The sequence below is a fragment of the Paludisphaera rhizosphaerae genome, assembly GCF_011065895.1.
Classification (GTDB): Bacteria; Planctomycetota; Planctomycetia; order Isosphaerales; family Isosphaeraceae; genus Paludisphaera; species Paludisphaera rhizosphaerae.
Window position 1 is genome coordinate 72857 of the sequence record NZ_JAALCR010000006.1, and the last position, 15275, is coordinate 88131.

14 protein-coding genes are annotated in these 15275 nt (G+C 65.1%); 10 read left to right on the forward strand and 4 right to left on the reverse strand.

Annotated elements, in window-relative coordinates:
- Positions 1-55: 55 nt before the first annotated feature.
- Positions 56-1306: a metallophosphoesterase family protein gene (locus tag G5C50_RS09295; protein ID WP_165068143.1), complete on the reverse strand. Its 1251-nt coding sequence runs from the start codon at positions 1304-1306 to the stop codon at positions 56-58.
- Between the two features lie 34 nt (positions 1307-1340).
- Complete coding sequence (locus tag G5C50_RS09300) at positions 1341-2546, reverse strand: AraC family transcriptional regulator (protein ID WP_165068145.1); 1206 nt, start codon at positions 2544-2546, stop codon at positions 1341-1343.
- A 297-nt stretch (positions 2547-2843) separates the two neighbouring features.
- Between G5C50_RS09300 and G5C50_RS09305 the strand changes: the two genes are divergently transcribed.
- The 8 genes from G5C50_RS09305 (at position 2844) to G5C50_RS09340 (ending at position 10790) form a co-directional block, all read left to right on the forward strand.
- Positions 2844-3866: a DUF1559 family PulG-like putative transporter gene (locus G5C50_RS09305; RefSeq protein ID WP_165068147.1), complete on the forward strand. Its 1023-nt coding sequence runs from the start codon at positions 2844-2846 to the stop codon at positions 3864-3866.
- 89 nt (positions 3867-3955) lie between these two features.
- Positions 3956-4480 carry a carboxypeptidase-like regulatory domain-containing protein gene (locus tag G5C50_RS09310; protein WP_165068149.1) on the forward strand — a complete coding sequence of 175 codons (525 nt, stop codon included), beginning with the start codon at positions 3956-3958 and terminating at the stop codon, positions 4478-4480.
- 293 nt (positions 4481-4773) lie between these two features.
- Entirely contained in the window at positions 4774-5835 is a 1062-nt protein-coding gene (locus tag G5C50_RS09315; protein WP_165068151.1) for a DUF1559 family PulG-like putative transporter, read from the forward strand.
- An 88-nt stretch (positions 5836-5923) separates the two neighbouring features.
- Positions 5924-6439, forward strand: a complete 516-nt coding sequence (locus G5C50_RS09320) for a carboxypeptidase-like regulatory domain-containing protein (protein WP_165068153.1) — start codon at positions 5924-5926, stop codon at positions 6437-6439.
- Positions 6440-6465: 26 nt separating this feature from the next.
- Positions 6466-7020: a carboxypeptidase regulatory-like domain-containing protein gene (locus G5C50_RS09325; RefSeq protein WP_165068155.1), complete on the forward strand. Its 555-nt coding sequence runs from the start codon at positions 6466-6468 to the stop codon at positions 7018-7020.
- A 97-nt stretch (positions 7021-7117) separates the two neighbouring features.
- The gene (fabF, locus tag G5C50_RS09330) at positions 7118-8401 is read left to right on the forward strand and encodes a beta-ketoacyl-ACP synthase II (RefSeq protein WP_165068157.1); all 1284 of its coding nucleotides are present in this window, start codon (positions 7118-7120) and stop codon (positions 8399-8401) included.
- Between the two features lie 745 nt (positions 8402-9146).
- Positions 9147-9836, forward strand: a complete 690-nt coding sequence (locus G5C50_RS09335) for a PEP-CTERM sorting domain-containing protein (RefSeq protein WP_165068159.1) — start codon at positions 9147-9149, stop codon at positions 9834-9836.
- A 564-nt stretch (positions 9837-10400) separates the two neighbouring features.
- On the forward strand, positions 10401-10790 hold the full coding sequence (locus G5C50_RS09340; RefSeq protein WP_165068162.1) for a DoxX family protein: 390 nt from the start codon (positions 10401-10403) through the stop codon (positions 10788-10790).
- A gap of 20 nt (positions 10791-10810) precedes the next feature.
- Here G5C50_RS09340 and G5C50_RS09345 read toward each other — a convergent pair whose 3' ends face one another.
- Positions 10811-12157, reverse strand: a complete 1347-nt coding sequence (locus G5C50_RS09345) for a hypothetical protein (RefSeq protein WP_165068165.1) — start codon at positions 12155-12157, stop codon at positions 10811-10813.
- A 231-nt stretch (positions 12158-12388) separates the two neighbouring features.
- On the opposite strand from G5C50_RS09345, the gene G5C50_RS09350 reads away from it, so the two are divergent.
- Both G5C50_RS09350 and G5C50_RS09355 read left to right on the forward strand, forming a co-directional pair.
- Positions 12389-13210 carry a hypothetical protein gene (locus G5C50_RS09350; protein WP_165068168.1) on the forward strand — a complete coding sequence of 274 codons (822 nt, stop codon included), beginning with the start codon at positions 12389-12391 and terminating at the stop codon, positions 13208-13210.
- A gap of 180 nt (positions 13211-13390) precedes the next feature.
- Complete coding sequence (locus tag G5C50_RS09355) at positions 13391-13546, forward strand: hypothetical protein (protein ID WP_165068171.1); 156 nt, start codon at positions 13391-13393, stop codon at positions 13544-13546.
- 649 nt (positions 13547-14195) lie between these two features.
- Here G5C50_RS09355 and G5C50_RS09360 read toward each other — a convergent pair.
- A complete protein-coding gene (locus tag G5C50_RS09360) occupies positions 14196-15182 on the reverse strand; it encodes a DUF1559 domain-containing protein (protein WP_165068174.1) in 987 nt (328 codons plus the stop codon).
- Positions 15183-15275 lie beyond the last annotated feature (93 nt).

Here is a 15275-nt window from a genome sequence, read left to right on the forward strand (position 1 = left end):
AGCCCATCGCAAATCGTGTCATCTTCGTGATTCCGCGTGGAGGGCGGGCGGCTCGTCACGGCTTCGTCCAGGACTGCTCCGCGCCGACGGTCCCGTTCGACTGGAAGCGTCGAATGCGGAGGGTCTTCGGGGCGGCGTCGACGCGGAGGACGGTGGCCCTGGCGAGGGGGTGGGCGTCGCCGATGAAGACGGGGAACTGGAAGCCCTTGGACGGGTCGGGGTGGGGTGGGACGACGTCGGCGCGGTGGTTGTGGGCGCAGACGGCCAGGTCGATCTTGCCGGCGTCGAAGAGGGGGACGAACAGCTTCTCGACGCGCGTCGGGCCGTACCACTTCTTGTCGAGCGGCGTGCGGTAGTCGGGCGGGATGTGCTCGACGACGACGTGCCAGGTCGCCGCCTTGTAGACGTCGGAGGCGATCTCCTTCGCGAGCCAGTCGCGCTCCTCTTCCATGTACGTATCGAAATCGTTGAGGCCGCTGTATTCCTTGCTGGAATCGGGCTTGTCCTCGCCCGAGTCGAGCAGCAGGAGCCGGAGCGGGCCGAAGGTCATGGCGGCGTAATAGCGGTCTTCCGGCAGCAGCAGATATTCGTGCAGTCGGCGGGCCATCGCGCCTCGGGTCTCGTGGTTACCGCGGAGGAAGTAGCAGGGGATCCCCTTCGAGGCGAACCAGGCCATCGGCAGGAGGAGGCTTTCGACCACCTGCTGCTCGGTCATCGGGTCGGTGAGGACGTCGCCGTTGAAGACCATGAAGTCGACGCCCGGCCCTGGCAGCGGGGTGAGCAGCGGATAGAACTGGATCCGGTCGTGGACGTCGTTGAAGACCAGGAACGAGGCCGAGCCGTCGGCGTGGCGGATCGGCGGGATGCGGACCTCCTTCGACGTCGTCGGCTCGCCGTAGACCACCTGGTAGGGCTTGAACGTCGTGATCGGCCGCGAAACCGCCCGCAGGCGCAGGGGCTTCGACGGGTCGTAGCCCTTGAGGACGGCCTTCTGGACGGTCGAGTTCGCCTGCACCAGGCCATAGCGGGACGTGGAGGCGTTCTTCCAGGCGACCTGGGTGTCGGGCTCCGCGTCCTGGGTCCACTCGACGCGGCCGTCGCCGGGGCCGGAGGTCATCCAGCCGACGCCGACGGCGTCGCCGGCGAGGAGCTGGATCCAGGGCGGCACGGTGATGAAGCCCTCGCCGCGGAGGGCGAGGATCTCGTCGCGGGCGGTTTTCTCGGCCGGCGTGATCTCCGGGCGTTGCTGGGCGAGGGCCGTCGGTGCGATGGCGGCCAGGGCCGCGAGCGCGAGCAGGCGTTTCATGGGTCGTTTCTCCGAGAGTGAGCGCCGGGAGCGTTCAGAGGGTCGCTTCGCGGGCGCGGTCGCGGGCGTGCTGCTGGCGGTAGGCGGCGGGGGTGACGCCGGTGGCCTGGCGGAAAACGGTGCTCATGTAGCCCAGGTAGGTGAACCCGGCGCGTTCGGCGACGGCCTCGTAGCCCAGGTCGGTCTCGACGAGGAGTTGCTCGACGCGGCGGATCCGCTCGCGGGCGATGGTCTCGTGGATCGTCCGGCCGATCTCCTCGCGGAACAGGCGCTGGAGCTTGCTGCGCGAGACGGTGACGTGTCGCAGGACGTCGTCGACGCGGATGCCCTGGCAGGCGTGGTCGCGGATGTAGCGGACGGCCTCGGCGACGCAGGGGTCCTCGATGGCCGTGATCTCGGTCGAGCGTCGGACGGAGACACCCAGCGGGGGGATCGTCAACAACTCGCGTGGGGGGCGTTCGCCCTTCATCATGCGGTCGAGCAAGGCGGCCGCCTGGTAGCCGATGGCGGCGCAGTCGGGGATCACGCTGGAGAGGGGCGGGTTGGCCATCTCGCAGGCGAGCGTCTCGTCGTCGGCCCCCACGACGGCGACCTCCTCCGGGACCGAAACCCCGGCGCGGCGGCAAGCTTCCAGCGCCTGGATACCTCGGAAGTCGTTGCAGGTCATCAGACCCAGCGGCTTGGGGAGCGAGGCGATCCAGCGCGAGGCGGTCTCCATCTCCTCTTCCCAGGCGGGGAGCTGGTGGCCCCACGACGCCGTCTGGCCGCCGCGGTAAAGCCGGCACTCAAAGCCCTCGCGACGGACGCGCTCGGCGAAGCCCTCGTAGTTGGCCGAGGACCAGCGGAAGCCGGGGTAGCCGAAGAAGCCGAAGCGCTTGAACCCGCGTTCCAGCAGGTGTTCGGCCGCCAACGCGCCGATCGCCCTGTGATCGCTCTGAATGTGCGGGCGCCCCCCCTGGTCGTCGAGGTCGACGATCGGAACGCGACGCGTGGGGCGGACCCCCTTCAACCCGTGGGAGACGCCCAGGATGATCCCGTCGCCGTCCCACGAATTCAGCCAGGGCGGGAGCGGATCCTGTCGTGACCGAGGTTCGAAATAGAACGTCCAGGGCCCGTGCTCATGCGCGTAGCGGGCGATCCCCTGCAGGATCTTGCGGCCGTACGCCATCGAGGTCTGGACCACCAGGGCGACGTGCGGGGGCCCGTCGCGTCGGCAGGCGGGGGGCGGAGGTCCAGGCATGCGTACCGGCCTTGATCGAGGTTTGACGAGGAGAGGCGTCGCGTCGGATTTCTACTCTACATGTTTACGAACTCTCCTTTATGGTAGCCGGCAGGCCGTTCCGGGGCCAGGCGACGCAAACCGAAAGTTAGAAAACGAATATCGAATATTGAATTGCTCGTGTGTTCGGTCGGTTCTACCGTGGTCTCTCTCTCCCTTCTCCGGTCTGGATCGAATCCGGTCCAAACTTTTCGCTCAGGGCGTGCGGTTCAGCGCGCCGGTATCTCGCCTGGCTTAATCGCCGTGGAGTGTCTCCGTATGACCGCGATCCCATGCAAAGCTCGCCCTCGGGCTTTCACGCTGATCGAACTACTCGTCGTCATCGCCATTATCGCCGTTTTGATCGCCCTGCTGCTCCCAGCCGTGCAGGCCGCCCGCGAAGCGGCTCGCCGCGCCCAGTGCACCAACAACCTCAAGCAGATGGGTTTGGCTTTTCACAACTACATGAGTGCGGTCGGCGCCCTGCCGCCGCCGAAGATCTACTCGGGGAGCTGCAGCTACGGGCTCAACCCCAACGGCTTCGTCCTGAATACGACGGCGTTCTCCCTCATCCTGCCGTACTTCGAGCAGACCACGCTGTCGAACGCCTACAACTACATGCAGGCCTCAAACAACACGAATTTCGGCGGCGTGAACACGGTGGTGGTCGGCTCGGAAGTCGTGAACACGACGGTCGTCGGCGCGATGGTCAGCTCGTTCTGGTGCCCCAGCGACGTGGAGCCGGACGCGCCGAACGACGCCTCGACCGGGAGCTACCACCGCAACCTCACCCGGCGATCCAATTACCTTTTGAATTGTACCGTTTACACCGACTACTACTGCCCGGGCAGCGGCTCCAAGGTCTATGCCGCGAACTCCTCTCAGATGGGCCCCTTCTACAACGACACCTCGGCGTCGATCGCCGCGATGACTGACGGCACCAGCAACACGATGCTCGCCGGCGAGTCGGTCAACGGGTATTCGAAGTATTCCTCGGCGTACGGCCCGTACTGGGGGTCGGGCACGCACACGGCGGTCCACGGCCGCATCGATCCGCCCAGCAGCACGTCGGCGATCTCGTTCCTCCCCAACGCCGGCTCCGGCTACCTCTATCCCGCTGCGACCGAATTTCAGAAAAAGGCTCCGTACGCCTGGGTCTTCTCCAGCAAACACTCCGGCGGCGTGAACATGCTGATGGGCGACGGCAGCGTCCGGTTCATCAAGAACTCCATCAGCGTCTACACCTGGTGGAGCGTCGCGACCATGGCCGGCGGGGAAATCGTCAGCGCCGACGCTCTGTGAGTCTGGTCGGCCCATCGGACCCCCACTCCGCTTCGCGGCGGCGTCCCGATTGACCAGGACGCCGCTCGCTTTTTCCACGGGAGAGCCCCATGGTTTTCCAGAAGACGATGCGATTCATCATCCCTCTGGCCGTCCTGATCATGACAGTCGGCTGCGGCGATGAGGATTCCTCGATCTCCCTGGCGCCCGTCAAGGGAAAGATCACGATGAACGGCGAGGCTCTGGCGAACGCGCAGATCGCCTTCGTCCCCGATCCCTCCAACAAGGACCAGACGCCGGGGGGCGACGTCACCGGGCCCGCCGGCACCTATCTCGCCCGTTTCAAGACCCGCTCGGGCCTTGCTCCCGGCAAGTACAAGGTCAGCATCTCGCCGCCCGAAGATACGGGTGATCTGAAGATTGACGCCGCCCTGCAGGAGGACTTCAAGGACGATCCCTTCATGCTGGGCGAGATGAAGAAGGGCCTCGCCGCCACCGGCAAGGCCCGCGGCAAGCGTCCCCCTCAGCCGAAGGTGGAATTCGACGCCGAGGTGGAGGCCGACGGCTCGACGATCGATCACGACGTCAAGCGGGCGGGCCAGGACGCTGCAAAGACCGCGACCCTCGGTCGCTGACCGGGGCCTCTTGCGGGGGAGAGGATTCGCCGATGAGCCCTTCGGACGAGTCGAATCGTCGCCGGTCAGACTCTCGAACCTCGGCCGAACGCGCGCCGGGTGAGAGAGCGTTCAGGCCGAAAGTTAGAAATCGAATGCCGAAAATTGAATTGCCGGCCGCGGCTGACGAATCTACCTTGGGTTCCACTCTCCTTTCCCTTGTTCGGATTGATTCCGATCCTCGGCTCTTCCCGTGGCGTGCGATCCCGCGCGCCGATACCTCGCCCGCCCTTCTCGCCGTGGAGTTTTATCGAATGAGCGCGACCCCTCGCAGCGCCCCTCGTCGGGCGTTCACTCTGATCGAGCTGCTCGTCGTCATCGCGATCATCGCCGTGTTGATCGCCCTGCTCTTACCGGCCGTTCAGGCCGCCCGCGAGGCCGCGCGGCGCGCCCAGTGCACCAACAACTTGAAGCAGATGGGTCTGGCCTTCCACAACTACCTCAGCGCCGTCGGCGCCTTTCCTCCGGCTAAGATCTATTCGGGCAGCTGCCTCTACCTGAATCCTGGTGGGCAGGTCTTGAACACCACGGCCTTCGTGATGATCCTGCCGTACTTCGAGCAGACGGCGCTGGCCAACGCCTACAACTACATGCAGGCGGGGAACAACACGTACTTCGGCTCCAGCCCGAACACCATCGTCATCGGCTCGGACCTGGTCAACACGACGGTCTGCAGCACGATGGTCAGCTCGTTCTGGTGCCCCAGCGACGTCGAGCCCGACGCCCCGACCGACGCCAACACGGCGGCGAATTGGCCCTATCGCCGGATCCTCGCCCGGCGCGCCAACTACCAGCTCAACTGCACCAACCTGACCGACTACTACTGTCCGGGCAGCGGCACGAACGTCTATGCTGCGAATTCGGCGGCTCGCGGGGCCTTCTACAATGACATGGCCACGACCATCGCCGCGATGACCGACGGCACCAGCAACACGTTCCTCGCCGGCGAGTCGGTCAACGGCATCTCGAAGTACGACCAGGGATCGACCACCGCGCCGATTTCGCCGCCCCGTTTCGGCCCCTACTGGGGGTCGGGCACGCACACGGCGGTCCACGGCCGCATCGACCCGCCCAGCAGCACGTCGGCGATCTCGTTCTTGCCCAACGCCGGGTCGGGTTACCTCTACCCCGCTTCCTCGGAGTTCGGCAAGAAAGCTCCGTACGCCTGGACCTTCTCCAGCAAGCACTCCGGCGGGCTGAACATGCTGATGGGCGACGGCAGCGCCCGGTTCATCAAGAATTCCATCAGCGTCTACACCTGGTGGAGCGCCGCCACGATCGCCGGCGGCGAAATCATCAGCTCGGACGCCTTCTGATCGTCGTCGCGACGAAGACCAGACGCACCAGTCCGCCCCGCGGCGCTCTTGTCCTCAAGAGCGCCGCCCAGCTTTTCGCGAGGGCTCCATGGATTTCCTGAAGACGACGAAACGGCTCGTCCCCATCGCGGCGCTCCTGATTGTGACCGGTTGCGGCGACGAGGATTCCGCGATCTCTCTCGTCCCCGTGAAGGGGACGATCACGATGAACGGCGAACCTCTGGCGAACGCCCAGATCGCCTTCGTCCCTGATCCTTCCAACAAGGACCAGACGCCGGGGGGCGACGTCACCGGGCCCGCCGGCACCTATCTCGCCCGTTTCAAGTCGCGGTCGGGGTTGGCCCCCGGCAAGTACAAGGTCAAGGTCGCCCCGCCCGAAGTCAGCGATGTCAAGGCGGATTCCGTCGCCGCCGAGGCCTTCAAGGACGACCCCTTCATGCTGGGCGAGATGAGAAAAGCCGCGCCCAAACCCCGCAGTAAGCGAGCGCCCGAGCCCGAGGTCGAGTTCGACGCTCAGGTGGAGGCCGGCGGCTCGCCGATCGACTACGACGTCAAGCGTTCGGCTTCAGCGGCGACTGCCATCAAGCAGACCAACGCCAAGTAACAGGCCCACTGTCCGAGGGATCGTCCATGAACGCCCGCAACTCCTCCCGACTCGCCGCTCTCTGGCTGTTTGCCGCCCTGGCCGCCGGCTGCGGCGGCAATTCGGACGATTTCATGGACGAGCGTCTCGCCATGCTCGAGAAGCTCGTCCCCGCTTCCGGGACGGTCAAGGTCGGCGGTAAACCCCTCAAAGGCGTGGTCGTCACGTTCTTGCCGAAAGAATGGACCTCGTCCGTAGGCGAGACCGACGACGAGGGCCGCTTTGAGTTGATGACGGCCAGCCGACCAGGGGGCCTGCCGGGCGAATACAAGGTCGCCCTGAGCTATCTGGTCTCGGCCGACGGCCGGGTCCTCGGGGCCTCATCTCGAGGCGGCATGGTTCCCGACCCGGCCATCGCCACGGCCGTCGAGAACATCCCTCCCAACTTCTCCTCGCTCGATAAGACCACCCTGAGCGCCGTCATCCCTCCGGAAGGCTCCACGAACCTCACCTTCGAAGTCGACGTTCAGGTCGAGCCCGCCAAACCCAAGGCTGAGCCGAAGGAAGAGTCCGAGAAGCCCGCCGAGGCTCCTCAGAACTGATCGCGACTTCCCGCCCATCCCCCTCGTCTTGACGTTGAAGGACGGTCGTCCTATCATTCGTCGCGATCACGGGGGGAAGGGTGTGGAGGACTTCGCGATGCGGCGACGTGTAGTGGTCACGGGGATGGGGATGATCACGCCGGTCGGCAGGGACGTCGAGTCCTCTTGGGAGGCCCTGCGCGAGGGCCGGGGGGGCGTCGGGCCGATCACGCTCTTCGACGCCGGGACGTTTCCGACCCGGATTGCGGCCGAGGTCTCGGGCTTCGACCTGGGCGCTTACCGCGACGATTCGGCCCGCTGGACCGAGCACAGCCGAACGTCGCAGTTCGCGCTGGCGGCGGCGACCCAGGCGGTGGCGCACGCCGGGCTCGACGTGGCGAAGTTGGACTCCTCGCGGTTCGGCGTCTACCTGGGCTCGGGCGAGGGGCAGCAGGACTTCGGCCGGTTCGTGGAACTGGTTCACGGCTCCAATCAGGGCGGGAAGGTGGACACCGCCGCGTTCACCCGGATGGGCCTCCGCCGGTTGCACCCCACCCGCGAGGACGATCAGGAGCCGGGGAAGGCGGCCGGGCACCTGGCGTCGGTCTTCGGCGCTCGGGGGGCCAACATGACCTGCCAGACGGCCTGCGCCGCCAGCGCCCAGGCGATCGGCGGGGCCGTCGACCTGATCCGTCGCGGCGAGTTGGACGTCGTCCTGGCCGGCGGCGCGCACAGCATGATTCACCCGCTAGGCGTCACCGGCTTCATTCTATTGACCGCCATGTCCACCCGCAACGACGACCCCGCGCGGGCGAGTCGCCCCTTCGACCGCGACCGCGATGGCTTCGTGCTTGGCGAGGGGGGGGGCGTCCTTGTGCTGGAGGACCTGGAGCACGCCCGCGCCCGAGGCGCTCAGATCCTCGGCGAGATCGCCGGCCACGGCTCCACGGCCGACGCCTTCCGCCTGACCGACAGCCACGATCAAGGCCGCGGGGCCATCGCCGCCATGCGGATCGCGCTTGAGGATGCGGAGATGGACCCCTCCGAGGTCGGCTACATCAACGCCCACGGCACGAGCACCCCGTCGAACGACTCGATCGAGACGCTGGCGATTAAGAGGGTCTTCGGCGACCGGGCCTACACGATGCCGATCTCCAGCACCAAGAGCATGACCGGCCATCTGGTCTCCGCCGGCGGGGCCGTCGAGGCGATCGCTTCGCTCCTCGCCATTCGCGACGGCGTCCTGCCGCCGACGATCAACCTGGAAAGCCCCGATCCCGAGTGCGACCTCAACTATCTCCCCGGCGAAGCCCACGAGCGCCGGGTGGACGTCGTTCTGTCCAACAGCTTCGGCTTCGGCGGCCAGAACACGGCTCTGATCCTCCGCCGCTTCGCGGGGTGACGAGGCGCGCACGGAGAACGTCGCAGGTGCCCCGAGAGGCCGGGGCAGGCGGTCGTCCGCCTGCTCCGCCGTCGACGACTCAGCCCGCTTGCCCCAGAACCGGCCGGCGAAGTCCATGAATCGCTGCCAGGCGTAGGGGGCAGGTCGTGGACTCCGGGTCGGAAGGCCACCGGGAGGCCGATCGTCTGTTTTGGGCAAGGATGGCGGACCAGGGGCGGTCGAAGATCCCGTTGCCGGTCTGTCTGCTTCACCTGACCCCTCCCTGGGGGCGCGGCGCTCGCGTCTATGGCCAGGGTTTTCGTGCTGACGGGAGGGGCATGCCAATCTATGGCTTGTCTAGCCCCTCCACGCTCGCTGTTTTCAATGCGTCGGCAGAAAATCATGAGTCGGCTGGTCGTGAAGGCGTTATTGAAAGCGTCGGATCTGATCGCGTTGTCAAAGGGCTGGATGGCGAAGACATAAGGGCGTGATGATTTGCAATGAGATGATGGCCTGCTTTGGTTTGCGTGTGCGCTGTTTGAATAGACTTGTATGCACACATTGTGCAAAACAAGCTTGTCTTCGTTTGTCTGTTTGGATACGGTTCACTTGCATTTCGCGCGAGTTCGATGGTCGAACTCGGGGGAGGAAGTGATGGCAGTTCTCTTCGCCCCCATGGGGAAGTTCCCATGAGAGTCAGTCGGGGGGGTTCACCAGTGTGGCGACCAGAGTTGCTCGAACCATGGCTGGGGAGGGAGGACGGGAGATGAAGCGTTGGCTCAAGGCGATGCCGGCCGTACTTCTCGTGCTCGGAGCCATCGGCACTGAATCGGCCAGGGCGTCGTTGACTCAGTATTACACCCAATCCGTCAATTCGGGGCTGGCCGGCTATGACATCACGAAGCTGACCGGCAGCGCGGTCTTTACCGCGGACAATTCAACCCACACTCTTGACATCGTCATCAGTAACACGGCGGGCATCAACGCCGACATCGCAGTGATCTTCTTCAACTACAATGGAAATGTAGACCCGGCCACTCTCAGTACGACGGCCTCCGTCGTCTCAACGACCCAGTCGGGGCTCACCGTGAGCGGCCAGAACGGCGGCGGCAGCGCCGATGGTTTCGGCAAGTTCGACTACAACCTCAGTTTCAACGGAGGGCCGTCGACTTACCTGAAGCAGGGCCAGTCGATCGAGGTGAAGATCACCTATACGGGGACGATCACCGATCTCAACCTCATGGCCACGACGGTGGGCGGCAATCCCGGCGGCCCCTTCGTGGGTGCGATCGATTGGAAGCCTAACGGGGGCGACACCGGATATGGCTCGGCCAGCTTGAGGTCGGTCACGGCCAACCCCGAACCCTCGACGATCGTCTCGGCCTTCCTGGGCCTTGCGGCCACGGGGCTGACGGCCTTGCGACGCCGGAGCCGAGGCGACAAGACCAAGGTCTGAAAACGGAAAGCCGTGGTTCGCTCCAGGGCAACCACGGCATCGAAACATCCTCCGGTCTGAATCGTCGACCGAGAAACGGGCCCCGGGTGAGCCTGCTGAGCAGGTCCCTCGGGGCATTGTCGTTGGGGAACTCGCTCTAGCCCTTCTCCGCGACCATTAGACGATCCTGGTCGAGGGTGTCGGCGATGGCTTGCACCAGGGCTGGCGCCGTTCTGGCGCCGTCCAACGCAGGCGAGTCCCGCGCTTCGAAAGCACCAGCACCGCTTCGGTCGTGATGTCGCTGAGCCTGCACGGCGACAGTCAAGAACCATGGCCGATGACCATGGGGGCCGTCGAGACGCTCGCCTCGCCGCTGGTCCCCCGCGACAGTCCCCTGCCCCGACGATCGACCTTGATCCTCCGCCGCTTCGCCGGTTGAGGAAAGGGGCTTAGGCCGAAGGTCGGCAATGCGCCGGCTCGGGCGGCGCAGAGTCGCCCCGGAAGCGGCCTTGCCGCCAGCCGTACCGGACGTTAGAAGCTGCCATGTCGTTGTGGCAATCAACCGTCCCGGGGCGATCAATCAAGATGACGACGGACCCAATCCCGAAATGGCAGCGTGTGACCGGCTGGGTGCTCTCGGGCATCCTCGCCCTTGCGTTCCTGCCCAGCGCGTTCTTCAAGATCGCCCAGCCCGGGGACTTCGCCGAGAAGTGGTCCAAGGACTACCCGTCCAGCTCGGCCCTGCCGATCGGGGTCATCGAGCTGACGATCTTCGTCCTGTATCTCATCCCGAAGACCCGCTACCTCGGCGGCCTCCTCATGCTTGCCTACCTGGGCGGAGCGGTGGCGACCCACGTCCACATCAACGACGGGCGCTTCTTTTTTCCCGTCATCGTCGGCGTCATCGCCTGGCTTGGGCTCTATCTCCGGGACCGCAAGCTCCGCGCTCTTGTGCCGCTCGTGAGCGAGGGCTGACTGGTGTCGGGCCGATGTGCTCACCGCGACCCGGCTAACTCGATGTCCGAGCCGAAGGTCGAAATCCTGACCTCGGCGGCTCCGAAGCCCGTGTCGAAGTAGGCGATGACCAGGGTTGCCGCGGGCTTCTTGTCGAGCGAGGCGGAATCGGCCAGCGGCTCGAACTTCGGCGTCTTGCCCTTCCAGCCGTCCCTCACGAGGGCGGAGTGGATCGCCTTGACTGCGCCGGCGGCCTGACCAGCCGGAAGGCGGAACTCAAGCTCGTCGCGGGCGTGCTTCACGGAGTTCGCGCCGGCGGGCAGCTTGATGGCGACCTTCACCCGATTCTGGGCCTCCTTCTCGGCGGCCTTGCGAGCGTACTCCTCGGCGTCGGCTTTCCGCTTGGCTTCGGCCTCGCGGGCGAGTCGCATCGCCTCCTCAAGCTCGGCGGCGGTTCGCTGCTCAAGGTCCGCCCGCAGCTTGCCGTTCGATTCGTGTATCTTCAGGGTCAGGATGTCCTTCGCCTCGTTGCGGAAGATCAGCAGATCGCGGAAGTCGATCTTCGACGCCTGCTCCGTCGTGGGCTTCCACCCAGCTCTTCCGAGCCTGTCCTTGTAGAAGGCCACGAGCGCCTGGGGAGTCATGTCGACTTCCAGGGAGAGCGCCTTGGTGACGTCGGCGTAGGCGGCGTTGACGGCTTCCGCCGGCGCGGGCAGGTCGACCGACATCAACTCGCTCGACAACTGGATCACCGTCTTGCCCCCCTGGGCCGGGGCGGTCGACGGGAAGGCCGAGACCTTGACCGCGTTCTTCTTGAAGTAGAGGGAGTCGCCCGCCTGACCGTAGGGGGCCCATCCCTGCGCCGTCATCAGCGTCCGGATGGCGTCGGCAGTCTCCTTGACGGGCTTCTCCGTGACGTAGGCCGCGACTGTGGGGAATGAGTAGAGGGGCCTGGCGTCCGGCGGAACCGGCAGCTTGCCGACCTCGACGTTGCCATGATTCGTCAGGTGCACGTCCACCTTGCCCGCGGCGTTGGGCTCATAAGAGGGCGTGGTCGTCACCGAGATCGTGTACCCGCCCTTCACGAACGTGCCGCTCGACGACTGATCGCTCTGGTACCCGCCGGGGGCCTCCTTCCAGCCCCGCTCTTCGAGCATCTTCTTCTGGAAGGCGTACGCCCCGCGCACGTCGCCCTGGGCGGTGTAGTCGAGGCCAGCCAGACGTCGGGACGCCTTCGATTCGCCGCCGGGCATCAGGGGAAACGTCGCCAGGTTGAGCATCGCGGCCGCCTCCGCAACGGTGGCCGGTTCATCGGCCGAAGCCGGGGCCGCAGCGAGGGGGAGCAGCGAGGCAAAAAGTCCGAGGAAGAGACGGCGCGACGCTAGCATTGGCCTGTTTCCTGTGACGGGGCCGGACGGCTGATACCCATCTCTAACATAGGCGCTGGAAGAACTCGGGCGTGGAACTGCGCTCGGGCCCAATCCACCGGGAGGTTCTGAGAGGATCGATGTCTGGCTGTCGCGAAAGTGTCCTGAATTGTCTTGAGAATGGATCGGCGGCCGGCCGAAATGGACGGCCTGCATTGGAACCGGATTTCCTACTGCGAGGGGATTGAGCTCATGTTCCAGCTTCGCGCCCGGCCGATCGTCCAGGAGTATTATCCGGACGCCATCGAGTCCTCCCAGCTTGTCGAGGCGTTTCTGCGTTTTACGGAGTCCACGCTGGGGATCGGGGCCGAGGATATCGCGTTTCTCAGCAGCGTGTGCAGCGACGACCTGAACAGCGTGCAACTGCCGAGTCACGGCATGGTCGGACCGTTCACCCAGGGCGGCCTCGACGGCTACCCCTTCGTCGGCAAGACCGGGATCGGGGCGTTCTCGCACCACCTGCCCGACTGCGGCGCAGCCCTCATGTTCGTCGCCCCGCATGTCGGCATCACCCACGACGGCCAGGTCGGGATGATCTTCCGCCCCAGGCAATCCGAGGCGACCACTTGCTGCGGAGCTGGGGCGGCCGCTCTCAAGAAGCTCGAAGAGGGGAAGATCACGCCGAAGGACCCCAAGTGCTTTGCCTTCGACGACTACCAGCAGGAGACCCTCGAGCAGATCCTGCTCCGACATTCCAACGAGATCCTCCACCTGGGCAAGCCCGGGTACGCCTGGCGCTTCGTCCGGATGTCCGAAGTCGTCTACCGCGAGTCCATCGAGGCGTTCTTCAACCTGCTGAAGTCCGTGGAGTTCCACAACCCAGCCTTCGTTTTCGGCGGGATACTCATCAACAAGGACGGCGATGAAGGTGCAGACATCGCGCTCCGTCACGCGATCCGCGTGGACAACGGAGAGTTCATCGACATGACCGACGACTTCAGGGAATGGGCGGAAGAGAAGTTCCAGATGATCGAGAAGGGGGATAAGGACGCCCTCCGCCGGCGCGAGCCCTGACCCCGTCACGGGGCGAAGGGAGGCGATCACGAAGCTCTTAAGATCGATCGGCACGCATCGTGCAGGGAGGATAGGCAGACTGCCCATGCCGGGAGGACTTGATAATGTCCACCGGCGGCGAGTGACGGCGATGCGGTTTTTGCTCTCCGCGTCGTAAGCTTCAGCCAAGGAGGCTCTGCCATGATCATCCTCGCTTACCCATTGGCTGTCGTCTTCTTCCTGTGCCTTTTCAGGTCCGGCGCCGCGGCCGATCGCGTCTGGGAAGAGGGCCCCCAACCAGTCCGGCTCGACGAGCCTCATGAGGTCGGGAAACTCTACCTCAAGCCCGGTCTTTGACCGCGAGTCGATCCTTCCAGAGAGACCTCGATACGCTCGTTGGCCGGGCGTCCTCGACGCCCGGCCAACGTCCTTTCCCCCGAGCCTGGAGGTTCGACGCAGAGAAGCCCCTGCTCGTGTTTTCGGTGCGTTCGGACCGCTTCCCCGGCCCTCCTCGTCGACTTGCCGCATCCTGAAGCCGTCTCACCGGCCCTCGGCAGGCTCGCCGTTCACTCCTTCCCGATCTTCGACCCACCGCTCTGGGCTGCACAGGCCCTGGCCCGGGCCACACAGACGTTCTGTCACCCAATGCTGGCGTAAGTGTTGACCTGGCACCCAATCCGGGCAACCTCGGCCGTCTCTGAAGCCTGGCGGCCGTCGCGGTACTGCTATTTTGGGGATACGGTGGATAGGCGTCGATCAGTGTTTTGGGTTCGAATGCACAGGATTGGAGCGATGAGGAGAACGTCGATCCAGGGCCACACTGCGGTCCAAGCTCATCGACGCCTCGGGTTACGCCCGGGCATCCTGCGTCTCGCGGTGGGGCCGGCGGGTGAGGCTCGGCGGCGGCGGAGCCTCGCGTCGCAAGGATTGGATCGTCGAACAGTTGCTCACGAGGGCGACGAATTCCGATCCCCACTGAGCGAACGAAGCTCGTGTTGACCCTGCTTCAGTAGGCATCGCTCGAGACCACTTCGCCAAGATTTCGCGTGCAGATGGCCCACATCGTGGGGAGGCTCATGGTGGTCTTGACGAACCGCACCGAGCCGTCCATGAAGAGGAAATTGCCACCACTCGAGTGCTGCGACTGGAAGGCCCCTGGACTGGCGTCCGGGGCATTGACGGTAAACTGACGACCGTGGGCCAACACGGCGACCAATGGCGGCCGCCAGTTGTTGCAGCCCAGGCCTCGTTGCGGGTTGTAGATGGCCTCGGCCCCGGGGATCACGCCAACCCAGTTGGTGGTCACGAAGTAGTCGTCCCGCTCCCCGATACCGACGGTGTTCGAGGTCCCATCCGTGATCTCGGAGATTCGGACGCGGCTGTTCCTGTGGAACATGCCGTTGAACGGTTGATACTCGTAACAACCGACAAGGGACGTGGGGTAGCCGCCGTCGGCTCCTCCCAGGCAGCCGACGTAGCTATTAGGCCCGAGGTTGTCGACGACGGGGCGGGGAATATTGCCGGCGGTGGGCGGGTCGCCGCAATCGTACATCGAAACGTTGGTCGTTGCGGCATCGCTCGGACACATGTATGTCGCGATCCGCGTCTCTCGCGTAGTCCGGTTGGTCGGGTCGGCGATCAGCAGGCTGAAGTTGAGGGAGTTGGTCAAGACCTGCCGCTCCAGGTATGGGGATATCAGAGCAAACAGGCTCCAACCTGGCCCGAGGTCGGTGGGGAAGGCCGTGCACTGCCCGGGCGGCATCGTCCAGTTCGGATTCGCAAGGGCTGATATCACGCCGGAGGGGAAAGAACCGGTCCTGCCCTCGTAGTTGTGCAGCGCCAGGCCGATCTGTTTGAGGTTGTTGGTGCACTGCAACCGTCGAGCCGCCTCGCGGGCGGCCTGGACGGCTGGCAGCAGCATCCCAACCAGGACGGCGATGATTGCGATCACCACCAGCAACTCGATTAAGGTAAACCCTCGCATGCGAGGCATGAAGGTGCTCCCATCGATGAGGACTTCCGATCTCGGCGAGCGTCAAACGGTGCGTGGTCAAGCAATCAAATCGTGGCAGGCGTGGCATTCGTC

Coding starts and splice junctions, on each gene's coding strand:
- G5C50_RS09340 (WP_165068162.1), top strand. CDS start 10,401: ATGACGACGGACCCAATCCCGAAATGGCAGCGTGTGACCGGCTGGGTG.
- G5C50_RS09300 (WP_165068145.1), bottom strand. CDS start 2,546: ATGCCTGGACCTCCGCCCCCCGCCTGCCGACGCGACGGGCCCCCGCAC.
- G5C50_RS09315 (WP_165068151.1), top strand. CDS start 4,774: ATGAGCGCGACCCCTCGCAGCGCCCCTCGTCGGGCGTTCACTCTGATC.
- G5C50_RS09355 (WP_165068171.1), top strand. CDS start 13,391: ATGATCATCCTCGCTTACCCATTGGCTGTCGTCTTCTTCCTGTGCCTT.
- fabF (WP_165068157.1), top strand. CDS start 7,118: ATGCGGCGACGTGTAGTGGTCACGGGGATGGGGATGATCACGCCGGTC.
- G5C50_RS09360 (WP_165068174.1), bottom strand. CDS start 15,182: ATGCCTCGCATGCGAGGGTTTACCTTAATCGAGTTGCTGGTGGTGATC.
- G5C50_RS09335 (WP_165068159.1), top strand. CDS start 9,147: ATGAAGCGTTGGCTCAAGGCGATGCCGGCCGTACTTCTCGTGCTCGGA.
- G5C50_RS09295 (WP_165068143.1), bottom strand. CDS start 1,306: ATGAAACGCCTGCTCGCGCTCGCGGCCCTGGCCGCCATCGCACCGACG.
- G5C50_RS09350 (WP_165068168.1), top strand. CDS start 12,389: ATGTTCCAGCTTCGCGCCCGGCCGATCGTCCAGGAGTATTATCCGGAC.
- G5C50_RS09305 (WP_165068147.1), top strand. CDS start 2,844: ATGACCGCGATCCCATGCAAAGCTCGCCCTCGGGCTTTCACGCTGATC.
- G5C50_RS09325 (WP_165068155.1), top strand. CDS start 6,466: ATGAACGCCCGCAACTCCTCCCGACTCGCCGCTCTCTGGCTGTTTGCC.
- G5C50_RS09345 (WP_165068165.1), bottom strand. CDS start 12,157: ATGCTAGCGTCGCGCCGTCTCTTCCTCGGACTTTTTGCCTCGCTGCTC.
- G5C50_RS09320 (WP_165068153.1), top strand. CDS start 5,924: ATGGATTTCCTGAAGACGACGAAACGGCTCGTCCCCATCGCGGCGCTC.
- G5C50_RS09310 (WP_165068149.1), top strand. CDS start 3,956: ATGGTTTTCCAGAAGACGATGCGATTCATCATCCCTCTGGCCGTCCTG.